The sequence below is a fragment of the Streptomyces sp. NPDC060035 genome, from assembly GCF_042736635.1.
Taxonomy (GTDB): Bacteria; Actinomycetota; Actinomycetes; order Streptomycetales; family Streptomycetaceae; genus Streptomyces.
In genome coordinates, this window is sequence record NZ_JBHWVO010000004.1 from 37,132 (window position 1) to 55,058 (window position 17,927).

At 69.7% G+C, this 17,927-nt stretch carries 14 protein-coding genes; 7 read left to right on the forward strand and 7 right to left on the reverse strand.

Translation table 11 applies throughout. The features are described 5' to 3' along the window. Window positions 1-15: 15 nt before the first annotated feature. Window positions 16-1,218, reverse strand: a complete 1,203-nt coding sequence (locus tag ACFWBQ_RS07375; RefSeq protein WP_385485105.1) for a S8 family peptidase — start codon at window positions 1,216-1,218, stop codon at window positions 16-18. Between the two features lie 372 nt (window positions 1,219-1,590). Between ACFWBQ_RS07375 and ACFWBQ_RS07380 the strand changes: the two genes are divergently transcribed. After that, window positions 1,591-3,894, forward strand: a complete 2,304-nt coding sequence (locus ACFWBQ_RS07380) for an MMPL family transporter (RefSeq protein WP_385485107.1) — start codon at window positions 1,591-1,593, stop codon at window positions 3,892-3,894. 44 nt (window positions 3,895-3,938) lie between these two features. On the opposite strand, the gene mgt is transcribed toward ACFWBQ_RS07380, so the two are convergent. From mgt to ACFWBQ_RS07400, 4 genes are read right to left on the reverse strand one after another with little or no spacing between them, the layout of a single operon-like run. Beyond that, a complete protein-coding gene (gene mgt, locus ACFWBQ_RS07385) occupies window positions 3,939-5,138 on the reverse strand; it encodes a macrolide-inactivating glycosyltransferase (protein WP_385485109.1) in 1,200 nt (399 codons plus the stop codon). A 54-nt stretch (window positions 5,139-5,192) separates the two neighbouring features. Then, window positions 5,193-6,497 (reverse strand): ABC transporter substrate-binding protein, encoded by a 1,305-nt coding sequence (locus ACFWBQ_RS07390; RefSeq protein ID WP_385485111.1) that lies wholly within the window; start codon window positions 6,495-6,497, stop codon window positions 5,193-5,195. Beyond that, the gene (locus ACFWBQ_RS07395; protein ID WP_385485113.1) at window positions 6,497-7,336 is read right to left on the reverse strand and encodes a carbohydrate ABC transporter permease; all 840 of its coding nucleotides are present in this window, start codon (window positions 7,334-7,336) and stop codon (window positions 6,497-6,499) included. The genes ACFWBQ_RS07390 and ACFWBQ_RS07395 overlap by 1 nt, the downstream gene beginning before the upstream one ends. After that, window positions 7,333-8,271 (reverse strand): carbohydrate ABC transporter permease, encoded by a 939-nt coding sequence (locus tag ACFWBQ_RS07400; RefSeq protein ID WP_385485115.1) that lies wholly within the window; start codon window positions 8,269-8,271, stop codon window positions 7,333-7,335. Before ACFWBQ_RS07400 ends, ACFWBQ_RS07395 begins: the two co-directional genes overlap by 4 nt. A 125-nt stretch (window positions 8,272-8,396) precedes the next feature. Between ACFWBQ_RS07400 and ACFWBQ_RS07405 the strand changes: the two genes are divergently transcribed. The 4 genes from ACFWBQ_RS07405 to ACFWBQ_RS07420 all read left to right on the forward strand — a co-directional run bounded on the left by ACFWBQ_RS07405 (window position 8,397) and on the right by ACFWBQ_RS07420 (window position 10,786). Then, window positions 8,397-9,263, forward strand: a complete 867-nt coding sequence (locus ACFWBQ_RS07405) for a phosphotransferase (RefSeq protein WP_385485117.1) — start codon at window positions 8,397-8,399, stop codon at window positions 9,261-9,263. A gap of 231 nt (window positions 9,264-9,494) precedes the next feature. Continuing rightward, window positions 9,495-9,659, forward strand: a complete 165-nt coding sequence (locus ACFWBQ_RS07410) for a hypothetical protein (RefSeq protein WP_385485119.1) — start codon at window positions 9,495-9,497, stop codon at window positions 9,657-9,659. A gap of 61 nt (window positions 9,660-9,720) precedes the next feature. After that, complete coding sequence (locus ACFWBQ_RS07415; protein WP_385485121.1) at window positions 9,721-10,233, forward strand: hypothetical protein; 513 nt, start codon at window positions 9,721-9,723, stop codon at window positions 10,231-10,233. A 199-nt stretch (window positions 10,234-10,432) separates the two neighbouring features. Then, on the forward strand, window positions 10,433-10,786 hold the full coding sequence (locus tag ACFWBQ_RS07420; RefSeq protein ID WP_385485123.1) for a DUF4333 domain-containing protein: 354 nt from the start codon (window positions 10,433-10,435) through the stop codon (window positions 10,784-10,786). Window positions 10,787-10,861: 75 nt separating this feature from the next. On the opposite strand, the gene ACFWBQ_RS07425 is transcribed toward ACFWBQ_RS07420, so the two are convergent. Further along, the gene (locus ACFWBQ_RS07425) at window positions 10,862-11,575 is read right to left on the reverse strand and encodes a 3'-5' exonuclease (protein WP_385485125.1); all 714 of its coding nucleotides are present in this window, start codon (window positions 11,573-11,575) and stop codon (window positions 10,862-10,864) included. Window positions 11,576-11,652: 77 nt separating this feature from the next. Then, window positions 11,653-12,885 (reverse strand): SAV2148 family HEPN domain-containing protein, encoded by a 1,233-nt coding sequence (locus ACFWBQ_RS07430; RefSeq protein WP_329206247.1) that lies wholly within the window; start codon window positions 12,883-12,885, stop codon window positions 11,653-11,655. Window positions 12,886-13,268: 383 nt separating this feature from the next. Here ACFWBQ_RS07430 and glgX point away from each other — a divergent pair, with 383 nt between their 5' ends. Together glgX and treY are read left to right on the forward strand one after the other, a co-directional pair. Continuing rightward, window positions 13,269-15,419 (forward strand): glycogen debranching protein GlgX, encoded by a 2,151-nt coding sequence (gene glgX, locus ACFWBQ_RS07435; protein WP_385485128.1) that lies wholly within the window; start codon window positions 13,269-13,271, stop codon window positions 15,417-15,419. Between the two features lie 97 nt (window positions 15,420-15,516). Further along, window positions 15,517-17,925 (forward strand): malto-oligosyltrehalose synthase, encoded by a 2,409-nt coding sequence (gene treY / locus ACFWBQ_RS07440; protein WP_385485130.1) that lies wholly within the window; start codon window positions 15,517-15,519, stop codon window positions 17,923-17,925. Window positions 17,926-17,927: the final 2 nt, after the last annotated feature.

The following is a 17,927-nucleotide window of genomic DNA, read 5'->3' on the forward strand; positions in this document are numbered from 1 at the left end:
CAGCCTCCGTAGCTGTTACTCGACGATCTTCAGGAGCTTGTTCGCCGTGCCCTCGGTCGCATTGGAGATCGCGTCCGGGGTGGCCCCGTCGGTGAGCGCCTTGGCCACCGCCTCCGGGGTGGCGTCCGGGTGCCCGCCGAGGTAGACGGCGGCTGCCCCGACGACGTGCGGGGTCGCCATCGACGTACCGGAGATGGTATTCGTACCGTCGTCGCTGTCGTTCCAGGTCGACGTGATGTCCGAGCCGGGTGCGTAGATGTCCACGACGGAACCGTAGTTGGAGAACGACGACTGCTCGTCGGCCTCGGTGGACGAGGCGACGGTGATGGCCTCGGGGACGCGGGACGGGGAGCCCTCGCCCGCGTCGCTCGACTCGTTGCCGGCCGCCACCGCGAAGGTGACACCGGAGGCGATCGCCTTCTGGACCGCGGCGTCGAGGGCGGGGTCCGCTCCGCCGCCGAGGCTCATGTTGGCGACGGACGGGCCCTGGTGGTTCTCGGTGACCCAGTCGATGCCCGCGACGACCTGCTCGGTGGTGCCGGAGCCCGCGTCGTCCAGGACACGCACGGCCACGATTTTCGCCTTCTTGGCGACACCGTGGGACGCGCCCGCGATCGTGCCGGCCACGTGGGTGCCGTGCCCGTTGCCGTCGTTCGCGTCGTCGTCGTTGTCCACCGCGTCGAAGCCCGAGGTGGCGCGGCCCTCGAAGTCGGTGTGCGTGACACGGACACCGGTGTCGATGACATACGCCGTGACGCCCTCGCCCGCGGCGTCCGGGTAGGTGTACGCACCGTCACCCGCGGTACCGGTCTGGTCGATCCGGTCCAGACCCCAGGACGGCGGGTTGTCCTGGGTGGCATTGATGTGGAACTTCTTGTTCTGGACGACCTTGGCGACGGCCGGGTCCGCAGCGAGCCGCTTGGCCTCCGTCTCCGAAAGACCGCTGGCGGAGAAGCCGTTGATGGCCGAGGTGTAGTCCCGCTTGAGCTCGCCGCCGTACTCCTTGGCAAGCTCCGCCTTGTCGGCCTTGTGGTCCAGCATCACGATGTAGCTGCCGGAGACGGCGGTCGCCGCGTCGGCCCCGTAGACCGTGCCCAGAACGGGAGCCGGCGCGGCTCCGGCGAACGAGGTGTTCATCAGGGTGACACCGGCTGCGGCTGCCACGGCGGTTATCGCGGCGGTGAGCTTGATCCGGCGTGCGCGCTTGTGAATTGCCATGAAGAGGGCTCTCCTCGTCATTCTTTGTGGGGGGATTGGCCCTCGGCCGGAAAATCTCCGGGGGCTGCCTCGAAACCCTGCTCGATTGACGCGCCCAGATCAAGACCTTCATGCAGCCGTCACGTAGTCACCAGATTTTCGACATAAAAAATCCGCGCCACTCCCGATCAAGTCGGACAGCCAGGCCCAACCGGCTTTACGTGTAGGGGGCTTGCATCCTCCTCGTCGGGGATCCACCCACCCCGCAGGGAGGACAAGTGCCTCGCACCGGTTCACCAGCAAGCAGGAGGAGAGGCCCATATTCCGCCCATAGCTTCGAAGCGGAGACGGTGGCACCCCGCCGGCGTCGCTCACGAGGGGGCACTCCCGGTCATGAGAAAAGCGGATTCGGCGCGTACGGGGACGCCACGGGTACACGGCATCGCCGCCCGGGCGGGTGGCTGGAGTGCGCGGCACCGGTGGGCGGCCGTGGGTATCTGGGTGCTCTTCGTCGTCCTGGCGATGGGACTCGGCACGGCGGCGGGCAGGGTCGACGTCAAGGACAGTGACGCGATGTCCGGCGAGGTGAGCCGGGCTGTCCAGATCACCGAGAGCGCGGGGATCGAGAACCCGGCCGGCGAAACGGTACTGATCCAGGCCGAGGACGCCTCGGTGAAGGCGACGGCACCGGAGGTCCGCGCCGCCGTCGACTCGGTGATCGAAGCGGTCGAGGCCACCGGCGAGGTCACCGGGGTGACCTCGCCGTACGACTCGAAGTCCATCTCCGCCGACGGGCGGACCGCGCTCGTCCAGTTCGAGATCGGCGGAGACGGGGAGACAGCGACGGAGCGCGTCGAGCCGGTCCTCTCCGCTGTGGAGAAGGTCCAGGGGGAGCATGACGGGCTGCTGATCGAGGAGATCGGCGACGCCAGCATGAACAAGACCTTCGACGACGCGTTCGGCGAGGACTTCGAACGGGCCGAACTCTCCGCCGTGCCGGTCGCCCTGGGGATCCTGCTGATCGCCTTCGGTGCGCTGGTCGCCGCACTGCTGCCGGTAGCCCTGGCCATGACGGCGATTGTCGCGACCATGGGGCTGATGGCCCTGGTCAGCCATGTCCTGCCGATGAGCGAGACCGCCGACTCGGTGATGCTGCTGGTCGGCCTCGCGGTCGGCGTCGACTACTGCCTGTTCTATCTGCGGCGTGAACGCGAGGAGCGGGCCGCAGGACGCGACCCCCGGACTGCCCTGATGATCGCCGCGGCGACAAGTGGGCGTGCCGTGATCGTCTCCGGAGTGACCGTGTGCGTGGCGATGGCGGGCATGCTGTTCACCGGGATCGCGGAGTTCGAGGCGATGGGCCTGGCCTCGCTGATGGTCGTCGCGGTGGCCATGGTCGGCTCGGTGACGGTGCTGCCCGCGCTGCTCTCCCTGCTGGGTGAGCGTGTCGACAAGGGCCGGCTGCCGTTCATCGACCGGATCAAGCGCTCCCGCCGCAAGAGCTCCGGGAGCAGCAGGGGTGAGAGCCGGGTGTGGCGGGCCGTGCTCGGCTCCGTACTCCGCAGGCCCTGGACCTCGGCGGTGCTCGCGGCCGGCGCACTGGCCGCCATCGCCCTGCCCGCCCTGGGCATGAACACCCAGAACCTCACCCTGGACCAGGAGTTCGGCGACTCCCTGCCGATCGTCCAGACGTACGACCGGCTCAACGAGGCGTTCCCCGGCGGCGCCGACCCGGCGCGCGTCGTGGTGAAGGCCGAGGACATCAGCGCGGCCCCGGTGCGTCAGGCACTGGCCGAATTCCGCCGTCAGGCCGTCGCGTCGGGTGCGTCCAAGGGCCCCGTCGACATGGTGACGCACGACGCGGAGAACATCGCGATCATCTCCGTTCCGCTGGTCGGGGGTTCCGATCAGGGCAAGGCGGAGAAGAGCCTGGACCTGCTGCGCGACCATGTACGCCCGGACACACTGCTCAAGGCCGAAGGGGTCGAGGCACCGATCACCGGACAGGTCGCCGGCTCGAAGGACTTCAACGACCAGATCGTCGGCTCGGTCGTCCCCGTCTTCGCCTTCGTCATCGTCTTCGCCTTCGTGCTGATGCTGCTCTGCTTCCGCTCGCTGACGATCGCGGTGACGTCGATCCTGCTCAACCTGCTCTCGGTGGGCGCGGCCTACGGCATCCTCACCGCGGTCTTCCAGCACGGCTGGGGCGCCTCACTCGTCGGCGCCCAGGGGGTCGGCGCGATCATTTCCTGGCTGCCGCTGTTCCTCTTCGTGATCCTCTTCGGGCTCTCGATGGACTACCACGTGTTCGTGGTGTCCCGGATCCGCGAGGCCCGGATGCAGGGCCGCACGACCCGGGACGCCATCGCCCACGGAGTGGTGTCGACGGCAGGCGTGGTGACGAGCGCGGCGGTCATCATGGTCGCGGTCTTCGCCATCTTCGGCACCCTGTCGATGCAGTCCATGAAGCAGATGGGTGTCGGCCTCGCCGCCGCCGTCCTGATCGATGCCACGATCATCCGCGGGGTGCTGCTCCCGGCGGTCATGGCGCTGCTCGACGAGCGCAACTGGTACATGCCCAGGTGGCTGCGGTGGCTGCCGGACCTGACCCATGACGAGTCGGCCTTCACCGATGCCGCTCCGGCCGCCGCGCCCGCGGTGCGCGGTGACGAAGAGCCGGAGCGCGTCACGGTCTGACCGCTTCGGGAACCCGGCGCGTCACGGCCCGGCCGGCTCCGGAATCAGGCGGGCAGTTCGGCCTCGATGAGGTCGGCTGCCTGCTTCGTGCCGCCCTCTCCCGCCATCCGTTCCCGCACCCGGGCCAGCTTCGCCGCCACCTCCGGATCGTCCACCAGGGCGAGCACGGCGGCGCGCAGGGACGCCGCGTCCGCCTCCTCCTTGGGAAGGTGCCTGGCCACACCGAGTGCCTGGAGCATGTCCGCGTTTGCGTACTGGTCGACGGCCTGCGGGACGGCGACCATCGGGGTGCCCGTGGCGAGCCCCTCCTGGCTGCCGCCGGCGCCCGCATGGGTGATGAAGGCGTCCGCCTGCTTGAGCACGGACAACTGCGGCACCCAGGAGTGCACTTCGACGTTCGCCGGTACGTCCCCGAGTGCGGACGGGGCGACATGCGCACCGATCTGGAGCACGACGTACCAGCCCGGCAGGTCACCGAAGGCCTTGACGCACTCGCGGTAGAAGTCCGGCTCGTCGGTGAACGACGAACCGAGCGATACCAGCAGCACCTTCCCTGCGCCGGCGGGGCGCTTCCACTCGCCCTGGTCGGCCCGCTCGCCCTGGCAGGCACCGACGAAGGTGTACACACTGTGGTCCACCCGGGCGGCGTTGGGCTGGAGCGCCTCGGGGATCAGGACGACGGCGCGGCGCGGCCGGGCGACGAAGTCGTCCGAGGACACGTCCCCCAGGCCGTTCTCCGCGAGCCAGGCCTCGAAACGCGCGTAGTACGCCCGGCCCCGCTCGGTCTCCTTGAGCCCGGCGGTCATCGGCTCGCCGATCTCCTTCTCGTACCCGTCCCACGGGACCAGGTTGGGCCAGAGGGAGACGGCGGGGACGCCCCAGCGGTGGGCGAGGACCCGCGCCGGATAGCTGGTGATGTCGTGCAGGACCAGGTCCGGTTCGTCGCCGTCGAAGGCCTCGGCGAGCTGAGGGAGAGCCTGGACGGCGTCTTCCAGGAACGGCTCGACATTGTCGATGACTTCCGTCCCCCAGTCCTCCGGGTTCTCGTCGGTGGGCAGCGTGGAGGTGTAGATCACCGGCTCGGCGCCGGTGGCGGCGGCCTTCTCCGCGAAGGAGGCCGGGATGGCGTAACTGACGCGGTACCCACGGGCGACGAGCTCCCGGATCACTTCGAGGCTCGGGTTCACGTGCCCGTGGGCGGCGATCGAGAACATGGCGATATGGGCTCGCGGGGTGTGGGTCATGCCGCCAGCGTAAACGAGACGATACGTCTCGTCCAGCTCATTTCAGGTTCCGGCTCAGCGCTGGTACCGGGCCAGCACCCGATTCCCGTCCTCGACCAGGCGCTTCTTCAGCTCCTCGGTGTCAATTGCCCCGCTGTAGTACTCCTGGAGAGCGGGCGTGGCGACCTTGTCCTTCCATTCGGGGTACCCGCGCACCGACTGCGCGGGGGCCGGGCGCAGCGCGCGGGCGAGTGCCGCGCCGGTCGCCCAGCCGTTCTCGGCGGTGTGCAGCGCGGGGTCGGCCAGGGCCTTCGTGCCGGTCGGCAGCATCCAGTCGCCCCGGGCGAGGCGCACCATGTTCTGCGGGCGCAGCAGGAAGTCGATGAACTGCACGGCTTCCTTCTTGTGGGGGCTGTCCTCCGCGACCGAGAGCGTCTGCGGGCTCACGCCCTGGGCGAGCCCGGCGCTGCCGGCCGGGGCGGGCAGGACCGTCCACTCGAAGCCCTCCGGTGCCTGCTCGACGACCTGCTGACGGTAGGAGAATCCGAGCGGCACCATGGCGTACTTGCCGCCGAAGAAGCCGGGGAGGGTGTCCGAGCCGCTCATGCCGAGCGCGGTGCGGGCGGCGCTGCGGTCGATGGTGATCTGGTCCTGGACCGTGCCGGGCATGACCCGGTCGCCGTCGTCGAAGCGGATGGTCACCTTGCCGTCCGCGTCACGGCGGAAGAGCTGCCCACCGGCGGAGAGGCCCAGGTTGAGGGTGACGGAGACCGGCTCCTTGAGCGGCCAGGCGACTCCGTACCTGCCCTTCTTTGTCAACTTCTTGGTGATCTGCCGGAATTCCGGCCAGCTCCACGGCTTCTCCGGAGTAGGAATCCGTACACCCGACGACTCGAGGATCCCGGTGTTGGCGATCAGGACCCGGGGCTCCTGGAGGAACGGCACCCCGTAGACACCGTCGCCGAAGGTGGTGGTCCGCCAGGACTGCTGCGGGATGTCCTCGGCCAGGCGCTCCGGCAGGAGGTGGCGCAGATCTGCGAGGTAGCCGCCGTAGGCGAAGTCCGCGAGGTCGTCGGAGGCGTCATGGATGATGTCGGGCGCCTCACCGCCCTCGAAGGAGGTGAGCAACTGGTCGTGGACGTTGTCCCAGCTGCCCTGGACGTAGTCCACCTGAATGTCGGGGTGGGCGGCGTTCCATTCCTTGACCAGCTGCTTGTTGGCGTCGACGGACTCCTTCTGCCAGGCCAGGGACTGGAAGCTCAGCCGGATCGCGCCGTCGGCGTCGGTACCGCGGCCGCCGTCGCCGGAACAGCCGCTGAGCAGGAGGACCAGCGCGGTCGCCACGGCAGCCGCCGCCCTCGTCACGGTGGGCGCGCGCATCAGTGCTTCACCGCCCCGGCCGTCAGTCCGCCCGTGATCCGCTTCTGGATGACCGCGAAGAGGACGAGGGAGGGAAGGGTGGCGAGAAACGCGGCGGCGGCGAGCGGCCCGAGGTCGGCCGCGCCCTCCGCGCCGAGGAAATGGGTGAGTACGACCGGCAAGGTCTGCTTCTCCGGTGTCTTGAGCAGGACGAGCGCGAAGAAGAACTCGTTCCATGCGGTGATGAACGCGAAGAGTGCGGTGGCGACGATCCCGGGTGCCAGCAGCGGGGCGGTGACCGAGACGAGTATCCGCACCTTTCCCGCCCCGTCGACGGCTGCGGCCTCCTCCAGCTCGGGCGGCACGGCACGCACGTACCCGGCCAGCATCCACAGCGCGAACGGCAGCGACCACACCACGTACACCATGATCAGCCCCCCCAGCGAGTTGATCAGATGCAGGTTCTTGAGTACCAGGAAGAGCGGAATGATCACCAGGACGAACGGGAACGCCTGACTGACCACCACCCATCCGGTGGCGGCGCTGGACAGCCTGCCCCGGTGGCGCGCCATCACATACGCCATGGGTGTGGCAATGACGACCGCGATGACCGCCGCGCAGAGCGCGGTGGTGAGCGAGTTGGCAGCGGCCCCGATCAGCGGCTGCTCGTCGAAGGCCTGCCGGAAGTTGTCCAGTGTCGGGTCGTCGGGAATCCACGTGGGGTGCAGAGACCCCAGCTCGCGGGCCGGTTTGAATGCGGTCGAGATCAGCCACAGGAACGGGAACGCCAGGAACACGAGGTAGCACAGGAGGGCGGCGTACTGCCCTGCCCGTGCGGTTCGGCTGGTTCGCAGACTCATGCGTCATCCACTCCCCTGAGCCGGCCGACGAGATAGAACGCGAGGAACACGGAGATCACCGCGACCATCACGCAGCCCATCGCTGCGGCATAGCCGAACTGCCCGTAACGGAAAGCCTCTTCGTAGGCGAAGAGCATGGGCAGCCGGGTACGTCCGCCCGGGCCTCCGCTGGTCAGGACATAGACCAGCGCGAAGGAGTTGAAGTTCCAGATGAAGTTGAGCGCGGTGATCGCGAGCGCGACCGGCTTGAGCACGGGCCAGGTGACGGTACGGAAGCGGCGCCAGGCTCCCGCACCGTCGAGCGCCGCCGCCTCGTGGAGTTCGTGCGGGGTGTTCTGCAGTCCGGCCAGCAGCGCGACGGTGGTCTGTGGCATGCCGGCCCAGATGCCCACGACGATCACCGCGGGCAGGGCGGTCGCGAGTCCGGTGAGCCAGTCCCTGCCGTCGCCGAGGCCGAGGTCGCGGATGGTCTCGTTGAGGATGCCCGCATCGGGGTTGTAGACGAGGCGCCACATCATGCCGACGACCACCTCCGGCATCGCCCAGGGGATGATCGCCAGCGCTCTGGCCAGCCAGCGCATCCGCAGATTCGCATGGAGCAGCAGGGCGAGGCCGAGTGCGAGCACGAACTGCGGGACAGTGACGCCGACCGCCCACAGCAGACCGATCCGGAAGGAGTCCCAGAACAGGGTGTCGTGCAGCAGGTCCTGGAAGTTGAGCCCGCCGATCCACTGGGTGGATCGGGTACGGCCGGACTGGGCGTCGGTGAAGGCCAGCGCCATGCCGTACAGCAGGGGTCCGACACTGAGGATCAGGATCGGTATCAGCGCCGGCAGTACCAGGAACCAGGCAGCCCCGTCCCGTTTACCCCGTCTACCCTGTCCGTTCCGTGGACCCTTGTGCCCGGACCGCGCCATTGCGGTCGCCAATGTCATGAATTCGACCCCTTTACCTCATTGGATCGGCTTCATCCCCGTATGGCCGATCGGGCGGCCTCCGTCATCGTGCTGACGGGCTGTCCGTTCGTCAAGGTGGCCTGCACGGATGCGAAAATCGGGCCATGGACGAAATGCGTGCGCGCGAGGTACTGACCGCTGCCGGGCTGCCCGGCGGCGCGGAGCTGCTCGCGCTGGGCGAGAACGCGGTGTTCGCCGTCGGCGACCTGGTGGCCAAGGTCGGCCGGGATGCCACGCTGCACCCGGAACTACGGGAACGCGCCGAGCGCGAGGTGGCCGTCGCCCAGTGGCTCGCCGCGTCGGAGGTGCCTGCCGTCCGGGCCGCTGAACCCGGCGCGCGCCTGGCCGTGGGCCACCCGGTGACCCTGTGGCACCGGCTCCCCGAGGCCGTACGCCCGACCGAGCCGCAGGATCTGGCCCCCCTGCTCACCCAGGTGCACGCCCTGCCCGACCCGGACGGCTTCACCCTGCCGCGCCGCGAGTTGCTCGGCGGCGTCGAGCGCTGGCTGCAGCTCGCGGGCGATGCGATCGAGCCGGCCGACGCCGACTATCTGCGCGGCCGGCGCGACGGCTTCGCGAAGGCCGCGGCGGCCCTTGCCCCGCACCTGCCGCCGGGCCCCATCCACGGCGATGCGCTCCCCCGCAATGTCCATGTCGGCCCGGACGGGCCGGTGCTGGTCGACCTGGAGACCTTCTCCGCCGATCTGCGCGAGCACGATCTGGTGGTCCTCGCACTCTCCCGCGACCGGTACGGCCTGCCCGCAGCGTCGTACGACGCGTTCACCGCGGCCTACGGCTGGGACGTCCGCACCTGGGAAGGCTGCGCGGTCCTGCGCGGAGCCCGCGAGACGGCCAGCTGTGCCTGGGTCTCCCAGCACGCCCCGGCCAACCCCAAGGCGCTGGCGGAATTCCGCCGCAGGGTGGCATCACTGCGCGAGGACGATCCCGAGGTCCGCTGGTACCCCTTCTGAACGGCGTTGCCCCTCGCGCAGAAGCTCTGGACAGGCGTCCGCCCTTGACCCGCGAGGGTGCGGCGCCGAGGTCCGGGGGTGCTGGTCCGGTGCCCGATGATCATTCCGTACTATTCCTCTGGGCCGCGAGGCCGAACAGGTGCGAATGCAAAGGGGGTTGCCCATGGGAACCGGTGAAGGCGGCGAGCAGACGCTCGCGAGCTCGGCGAGCGACAAGAAGCGCGCAACCTCGTGCAGTCGCAGGTCTACCTGTCCATGCCGGACGTCACCGATCCGAGCAGGCGGGCGGTGAGCCGTCTGATCCTGACGGTGACCGCGTCCCAGCACCTCGCCGCCCTGGAGGGCTTCCGGGACCTCGTGCGCACGGTCCGCCAGGACACCGGCGCGGCTTCGTAGGACGTCCCGCCGGAACGGCCCTTTCTTGCACCGCCAACCCGACCCCTCATAGGTTGATCTCATGGGATTCTTCGACATGCTGACCGGAACCAAGCGCCCCGAGGACGGGGTCGCGCCACGATCGGCCGAGGAGTTGCGGACAGCCCTGCTCGGTCTCAACCGGCCGGATGTCCCCTACATCATCAGCGACGGTGCAGCGCATGACGCCGATCTGGTGGCGGAGTGGCGGATCGCCGAGCCCGCCTGGCAGACCTTCTTCATCGGGTCCCAGCTGACGCACGCCCTCCGGATCCGGATGCGCCTGGTCGAGGAGGTCCCTGAGGTGCGTACCGTCGAGGAACAGTGGGAGGTCACCCGCGTCGGGAATCCCCCGCGGCTCCAGACTTCGGCGGAGTACGCGCGCGGCGCGGGCAGGACCGTCTCCCGCCGGTGGACGCTCCAACGGGGGGAGAACGGCCGCCTCGAAGCGACGGAGACATTCAGCTTCGACAGCGCACAGCTGACCGACCCCCTGCGGAACGCCGCCCTCGAATCGGGCTGGACCTGGCGCGGAGTGATCTTCGGCAAGTTGTGAGGTCTGCGCGACCACGACTCGCCGCCCGGCCCCGCGGCCTTCCGCGGGGACGCCCGACCGGGCCCCTGCCCGGACCGGGAGGGCCGGGCGTGTTCCCGCCTGCTGCCGGAGGTGGGCCGACCGCCCTCCGGCGGCATGCGCGGAACACGGTGCCCGCATGCTTCCGGCGACTGCTTTGATCATTCGGAATGGAGCCCCCATGACCGGAGCCCGCTCGACCGCAGTGACGTGGAGCCTCTCGGCCGCAGCAGCCGGTGTGCTGCTCGCAGGCTGCTCGGGGTCGGTCAGCGTCGGAAACTCCGAGCCGAAGCTGTCTTCGGACAAGCTGGCCACGACAGTCTCCGAAAAGCTCGCCAGTACAACGGGCCGGCCGAAGCCGGACATCACCTGCCCCGAGGACCTCGTCGGGAAGGTCGGCACCACCACCCGCTGCACGCTCACAGCGGCCGACGGCAGCACGCTGGGCGTGTCGGTCAAGGTCACCTCGGTCGACGGAGAACAGATCAACTTCGACATCAAGGCCGACGACACGGCTTCCCCGGCCGCGAACTGACAGCCGGGCTTCCACGGCCTCGGATCGCCTTCTCCGGCGAACAGACTCTCCCCCGGAGAGCGCCGACCGGCCCCGTCATCGCATCCGGGGGATGAGCGGCCAGGCCGGTTCGACGACTGCCGCCGGATCCGCGGTGCGCCGCAGATAGGCCTGCAGGGAGAGCGACTGCTCGGCTGCCGCGAGCACCTGAAGACCATGCAGGTCCTCCAACGGCATCACTCCGACGGGCTGGTGCTTCTCCCCCATACGTCGCACCACGCGGGCAGCGGCCACGGCGTCCGCCCTCGCGTCGTGCGCGTCGTCGAGCGACACACCGTAGTGGGCACACAGCGCGTGGAGGGCCCGCTTCCCCTTCCGGTACTTGTCGACATGCTTGTCGATCACCAACGGATCGATGACGGGCGAAGGTGCGTCGCCCAGTCGCTCGCTGACCGACTCGACCGCGTACCGCAGGCACTCACGGTCGAGCAGGGACAGGTCGTAGCGCGCGTTCATCACGACCAGCGGCGTCCCTGAACGCAGCCCGTCGGCGACAGCCCGGGTGATCTCCTCGATCGCGGAGGCGGCCGGCACCCCGTGCTCGCGGGCGCGTTCCGTCGAGATGCCGTGGATCGCCGATGCCTGCTCCGGTATGGCCACACCGGGATTCACCAGCCAGGTCCGCTCCTGCGACACGGATCCGTCCGACTCCAGCCGGACGACCGCCGCCGTCACGATGCGGTCGGTCTCGACATCCGTCCCCGTGGTCTCCAGGTCGAACGCCATCAGCGGCGCGCTGATCCAGCTCATCCCGTATCTCCTTCTGTGGTGCGTTCCCCCAAGTGATGACCACCTTCGCACGCACCACTGACAACGCAGGTGGAGCGTCAGGAGACGGGCCTGGAGTCCGTCCACACCGACTCGAACTCCTCGCGGTACGTCTCGAAGAGGCCGTGCTCGCTGTCCTGCCCGGCCCGGACGACCGCGCGCCCGCCGCCCCGCAGCACCAGCACCGGCGCCTCCATGCCGCGTGCGCGCCGGAGATACGGCTGGACGACCCCCACCGCATCCGGCCCGTCGCCGTCCACCAGGTAGGCCGTGAAGCGCGGCGTCTCGTCGAAGACATGGATCTGGAAGGCGCCGGGGTCGCGGAGCTTGGAGCGGACCCGGCGCATGTGGAGGATGTTCATCTCCACCGAGCGGCTCAGCTCGCCCTTCTTGAGGCCCAGCTCCCGCTCCCTGCGCTTGACCGCGCTGCTCGCCGGGTTGATGAACAGCAGCCGGACCCGGCAGCCCGACTCGGCGAGGCGGACCAGCCGGCGCCCCGAGAAGTTCTGCACGAGCAGGTTGAGCCCTATGCCGATGGCATCCAGCCGGCGCGAGCCGCCGAACAGGTCCTCGGCGGGCAGCTGGCGCTGGAGCCGCACCCGGTCCGGGTGGACGGAGACCACGTCGGCGTACCGGTCGCCGACCAGCTCCTCGACGGCATCGACGGGCAGCCGGTCGGCGGACGGGACCGCGGCACCGCTGCCGAGGATCTCCAGGAGCCGCGCGGAGGCCCGCTCGGCCTGGGCCAGGACCGCCTCGTTCAGCGCCCGGTTGCGGGAGACGACGTTGCGCGCCACCTCCAGCTCGTCCAGCGCGAGCTCCACCTCGCGACGGTCGTCGAAGTACGGCTCGAAGCACGGCCAGTGCTGGACCATCAGTTCGCGCAGCTGCGGCAGCGTGAGGAAGCTGAGGACGTTGTCGTCGGCCGGGTCGAGCAGATAGCCCTTGCGGCGCGAGACCTCCCGGACCGCCACGGCGCGCTGTACCCACTCCTGTCCGGCGGGTCCTGCGGCGGCCACCACCCAGTCCTCGCCGTGCACCGGCTCGTAGATCGGCCGGATCACGGCGGCGACCACGGCACGCAGCCGCTGTTCCACCAGATTCAGCCAGATGTACGCCCGCCCGGCGCGCTGCGCTCGCGTGCGCACCTCGTTCCAGGCGTCCGCTCCCCAGTCCAGTTCCGCACCGATCTCCATGGGCTGCGCCAGGGACACCGCCCCCGGCGGGGCATCGGTCGATTCCCCCTCGTGACCTGCGTCACCTGGGGGCAGCTCGAACCCGCCCGAGCTCACCCGCGTACCGCCTTCCACTCCCCCACCAACGATCAAGGAAGGGTACTCCGGGAGCAGGAGCCGGTGCAGCCGGATGCGCAGGCTCCTCACTCAACTCCCCTATGACGCAGGCTTGTTCCTTGCGGCAGGATGGGGTGGAGTGAGCTGATTCATAGTGGTTAGGCACCCCCGCGCATGCCACATACCGGACGGGAGGGCCTGCCTGTTACCCACGGTCCCTGTACGGGCGACACCGAAGTGTCCGAAGTTGACCGGCCCGGCGGGCGGCGAGCCGACCGAACCCGGCCGCACCGGTCGACGTACTAGGTAGGCGCACTTCTTTCGGGGAGTATTCGGGTCAAGAAGCCCGCAGCACCCGGATCAGAAGTGGAAGAGTCCTATCTATGCAGGTCTGGCCGGGACAGGCGTACCCCCTCGGTGCCACGTACGACGGCGCCGGGACCAACTTCGCGGTCTTCTCGGAGGCCGCCGACCGAATCGAGTTGTGCCTGCTGCATGACGACGGTTCAGAAACGGCGGTGGAGCTCCGCGAGACCGATGCCTTCGTCCGTCACGCCTATCTGCCCGGGGTGATGCCGGGCCAGCGGTACGGCTTCCGGGTGCACGGCCCGTACGAGCCGCAGCACGGGCAGCGCTGCAATTCCGCGAAACTGCTCCTCGATCCGTACGCGCGTGCGATCTCCGGGCAGATCACGTGGGGCGAGGCGGTGTACGGCTATCCGTTCGGCCGGCCCGACGCGCGCAACGACCTGGACTCCGCGCCGCACACCATGAGCTCCGTCGTCGTGAACCCGTACTTCGACTGGGGCGACGACCGCCGCCCCCGCACCGACTACCACCGCACGGTGATCTACGAGGCCCATGTGAAGGGCCTGACGATGCTGCACCCGGGCCTGCCCGAGGAGCTGCGCGGCACCTACGCCGGGCTCGCCCACCCGGAGATCATCGCCCACCTCACGGAGCTCGGTGTCACGGCGATCGAGCTGATGCCGGTGCACCAGTTCGTCCAGGACCACCGTCTCGCCGACGCGGGTCTCGCCAACTACTGGGGCTACAACACCATCGGGTTCTTCGCCCCGCACAACGCGTACGCCTCCTGGGGCGACCGCGGAGAGCAGGTACTCGAGTTCAAACAGGCCGTGCGGGCGCTTCACCAGGCCGGCATCGAGGTGATTCTCGACGTCGTCTACAACCACACCGCCGAAGGCAACCACCTGGGGCCGACGCTCTCGTTCCGGGGTCTGGACAACGCCTCGTACTACCGGCTGGCGGAGGACCAGCGGTACTACATGGACACCACGGGCACCGGGAACTCCCTGCTGATGCGGTCGCCGCACGTACTGCAGCTGATCATGGACTCCCTGCGGTACTGGGTGACCGAGATGCATGTGGACGGCTTCCGCTTCGATCTCGCCGCGACACTGGCGCGGCAGTTCCACGAGGTGGACCGGCTCTCGTCGTTCTTCGACCTGGTGCAGCAGGATCCGGTGGTCAGCCAGGTGAAGCTGATCGCCGAGCCGTGGGACGTGGGCGAGGGTGGCTACCAGGTGGGCAACTTCCCGCCGCTGTGGACCGAGTGGAACGGCAAGTACCGCGACACGGTGCGGGATCTGTGGCGTGGCGAGCCCCGGACGCTCGCGGAGTTCGCGGGGCGGCTCACCGGTTCCTCGGACCTGTACCAGGACGACGGCAGACGCCCCCTGGCCTCGATCAACTTCACCACCTGCCACGACGGGTTCACGCTGCACGACCTGGTCTCGTACAACGACAAGCGCAACGACGCGAACGGCGAGGGCAATCGGGACGGCGAGAGCCACAACCGCTCGTGGAACTGCGGTGCGGAGGGCGAGACCGAGGACAAGGAGATCCAGGAGCTGCGCAGCCGTCAGATGCGCAACTTCATCGCCACGCTGATGCTCTCCCAGGGCGTCCCGATGCTGAGCCACGGCGACGAGTTCGCCCGTACGCAGCGGGGCAACAACAACGCGTACTGCCAGGACAACGAGCTCTCGTGGGTCCACTGGCCCGATCCCGACGTCACGCAGGACGGAGACGGGGACGGCGCGGACGGCACGGACACCAGTCTGCTGGAGTTCACCCGGGCCATGGTCTGGCTGCGCCGTGACCACCCGGTCTTCCGGCGCAGGCGCTTCTTCCACGGCCGCCCGGTGGAGGGCACGCACGACGAGCTCTCCGACATCGCCTGGTTCACACCCAGGGGTGAGGAGATGACCCAGCGGGACTGGCAGGCCGCACACGCCAAGGCCATGACGGTCTTCCTGAACGGTCATGCGATCTCGGAGCCGGGGCCGCGCGGCGAGCGGATCTCCGACGACTCGTTCCTGCTGATGTTCAACGCGGGCGCCGACACCCTGGAATTCGCCGTACCGATGAACCACGGGAGGCAGTGGCAGGTCGTCGTGGACACGGCGATCCCGGACGGAGTGGCGCCGGGTGCGGGTCCCAAGGTGTCCGCGGGTGACCGGGTGACGCTCGTCGGGCGCAGCCTGACGGTACTCAAGCGCCCGGCGTAGGCCAAAGGTGCGCCCGGGGTGAATCGGGCACCGCCGGTGGAGCCCTGGTACGTGGTCGAGTGACACAGAAGCCGTCAGGGTGGGTACGTACGTGTCCATGACGCCCACCGCCACGTACCGGCTCCAGCTCCAACCGGACTTCCCGTTCGCCGCCGCCGGACAAGCCGTGCCGTATATCGCCGCGCTCGGCGTCTCCCATCTGCACCTGTCCCCCGTCCTGGAGGCCGTGCCCGGATCCGGACACGGCTACGACGTCGTCGACCACGGCCGGGTGCGGGCCGAGCTCGGCGGCGAGGAGGGGCTGCGGCAGCTGGCCGCCACAGCACGCGCACACGGCCTCGGGCTGATCGTCGACATCGTGCCCAATCACATGGCCGCCGCGCCCAGGCACAACCGGCAGCTGTGGGAGGTACTGCGCGAGGGACCGCTGTCCCCGTACGCCCACTGGTTCGACATCGACTGGGCTGCGGGCGGCGGCAAGGTACTGCTGCCCGTTCTCGCGGGGCGGATCGGCGAGGAGGCCGGCCTCCTCGAGGTCGGCGTCCGGGACGACGGCTCACCGGTGCTCCGCTACGGCGACCAGGAGTTCCCGCTGCGCGAGGGCACGGCGGACCTGCCCCTGCCGGAGCTCCTTGCCGCCCAGCACTACCGGCTCGGCTGGTGGCGGCTGGCTCGTACGGAGCTCAACTACCGCCGGTTCTTCACCATCTCCGAGCTGATCGGCGTCCGTGTCGAACACCCCGAGGTCTTCACCGCCACCCACGGCAAGGTCCTCGAGCTGGTCGGTGAGGGCGTCGTCGACGGTCTGCGCATCGACCATCCGGACGGGCTCGCCGACCCCGCCGCGTACCTGGAGCGGCTCGGCGAGGCCACCGGCGGGCGGTGGACGGTGGTCGAGAAGATCCTCACCGGCTCCGAACCCCTGCCCGCCGGCTGGGCGGTCGCGGGGACGACCGGTTACGACGCGCTGCACCGGATCGACGGTCTGTTCACCGACCCGATGGGCGCGGCGGACCTGCTCGGCCGCTACCGGGACTTCGCGGGTCCGCCCGGTGACCGGGGCGGCTACTGGACCGCCACCGTCCGCCGGGCGGCGTACCGCGTGGTCACCCATGAGCTGGCCGCGGAGACGGAGTGGCTGACCCGCCTCGCTGTGCAGGCGTGCGCCGGGGACCCCGCACTCGTGGACCATGCCCCGTGGGCCCTGCAGACGGCGGTGCGCGAGCTGCTCGTCCGGGTCCCCGTCTACCGTCCGTACGTCACGGCGGGCGGCCCGCTCACGGAGGTCGCGGAGTCGGCGCTGCCGGCCGAGGCGGTACAGGACGCCAAGGCGGTGTTCTCCGTACCGCAGGAGGCGGCGGCCGTCGACGTGGTGCGGGATCTGGCGCTGGGCCGGCTCGGTGACGGGCCGGAGCACACGGACTTCTGTGCCCGGTTCGCACAGACGGCGTCCGCGCTGCACGCCAAGTCGGTGGAGGACACCGCCTTCTACCGCTACGTTCCGCTGATCTCGGCGACCGAGGTGGGCGGCGATCCCGGCCGTCCGGCGGTGAGCCCGCAGGAGTTCCACGCCTTCTGCGCCCGGCTGTCCCGCGACTGGCCGGCCACCGGCACGGTGCTGACCACGCACGACACCAAGCGCAGCGGGGACGTACGGGCCCGGATCGCGGTTCTCTCGGAGTGCCCCGAACGATGGGCCTCGCTGGTGGCGCAGCTGGCCCGGGCGACGACCGTGTCCGCGCCGGATCCTCAGCTGGCCTGGCAGGCCTGGCAGTCGGCGTACGGCTGCGCGGGCCTGCCGGCCGGGGAGATGGCGGGCCGGCTGGAGCCTGCGCTGCTGAAGTCCGTACGGGAGGCGGGCCTGTTCACCAGCTGGACCGAGCCGGATCCGGCGTACGAGCGTGCGGTGAGCGACTTCGTCGCGGCGGGCCCGGGCGCCGACACGGGCCAGGCACGGGAGATGATGACGCGGTTCGCCGACACGCTCGCCCCCTTGGTGCGGGCCAATGTGCTGGGCGCCGCGCTGGTGCATCTGACGATGCCGGGCGTGCCCGATCTGTACCAGGGCACGGAGCGCGAGTACATCGCTCTGGTCGACCCGGACAACCGCCGGCCGTTCAGCCGGCCTCCCGCCGATGAGCCCGACGAGAAGGCCGATCTGACCGTGGCGGCGTTGCGGCTACGACGGGAACGGCCCGGACTCTTCGGCGAGTCGGGCACGTACGCCCCACTGGCGGCGCGCGGGCCGGCAGCCGCCCACTGCCTGGCGTTCTGCCGGTCGGGCGAGGCCGTCACGGCGGTGACCAGGCTTTCGCTGAGACTCGCGGAGGAGGGCGGCTGGAGCGATACGGCGCTGACGCTGCCCGACGAGGGCCCGTGGCACGACCTCCTGTCCCCGGGCCGGGAGTTCACGGGCACCGTGGTCGCGGTGGGCGAACTGTTCGCCGATCGGCCGGTGGCGCTGCTCGTGAAGGCTGTACGGGGAGAGTCCACGGACCACGGGTGAGC

Bases quoted from the DNA above. Each gene is read 5' to 3' on its own strand.
- ACFWBQ_RS07375 (WP_385485105.1), bottom strand. From the start codon at position 1,218: ATGGCAATTCACAAGCGCGCACGCCGGATCAAGCTCACCGCCGCGATA.
- ACFWBQ_RS07380 (WP_385485107.1), top strand. From the start codon at position 1,591: ATGAGAAAAGCGGATTCGGCGCGTACGGGGACGCCACGGGTACACGGC.
- mgt (WP_385485109.1), bottom strand. From the start codon at position 5,138: ATGACCCACACCCCGCGAGCCCATATCGCCATGTTCTCGATCGCCGCC.
- ACFWBQ_RS07390 (WP_385485111.1), bottom strand. From the start codon at position 6,497: ATGCGCGCGCCCACCGTGACGAGGGCGGCGGCTGCCGTGGCGACCGCG.
- ACFWBQ_RS07395 (WP_385485113.1), bottom strand. From the start codon at position 7,336: ATGAGTCTGCGAACCAGCCGAACCGCACGGGCAGGGCAGTACGCCGCC.
- ACFWBQ_RS07400 (WP_385485115.1), bottom strand. From the start codon at position 8,271: ATGACATTGGCGACCGCAATGGCGCGGTCCGGGCACAAGGGTCCACGG.
- ACFWBQ_RS07405 (WP_385485117.1), top strand. From the start codon at position 8,397: ATGGACGAAATGCGTGCGCGCGAGGTACTGACCGCTGCCGGGCTGCCC.
- ACFWBQ_RS07415 (WP_385485121.1), top strand. From the start codon at position 9,721: ATGGGATTCTTCGACATGCTGACCGGAACCAAGCGCCCCGAGGACGGG.
- ACFWBQ_RS07420 (WP_385485123.1), top strand. From the start codon at position 10,433: ATGACCGGAGCCCGCTCGACCGCAGTGACGTGGAGCCTCTCGGCCGCA.
- ACFWBQ_RS07425 (WP_385485125.1), bottom strand. From the start codon at position 11,575: ATGAGCTGGATCAGCGCGCCGCTGATGGCGTTCGACCTGGAGACCACG.
- glgX (WP_385485128.1), top strand. From the start codon at position 13,269: ATGCAGGTCTGGCCGGGACAGGCGTACCCCCTCGGTGCCACGTACGAC.
- treY (WP_385485130.1), top strand. From the start codon at position 15,517: ATGACGCCCACCGCCACGTACCGGCTCCAGCTCCAACCGGACTTCCCG.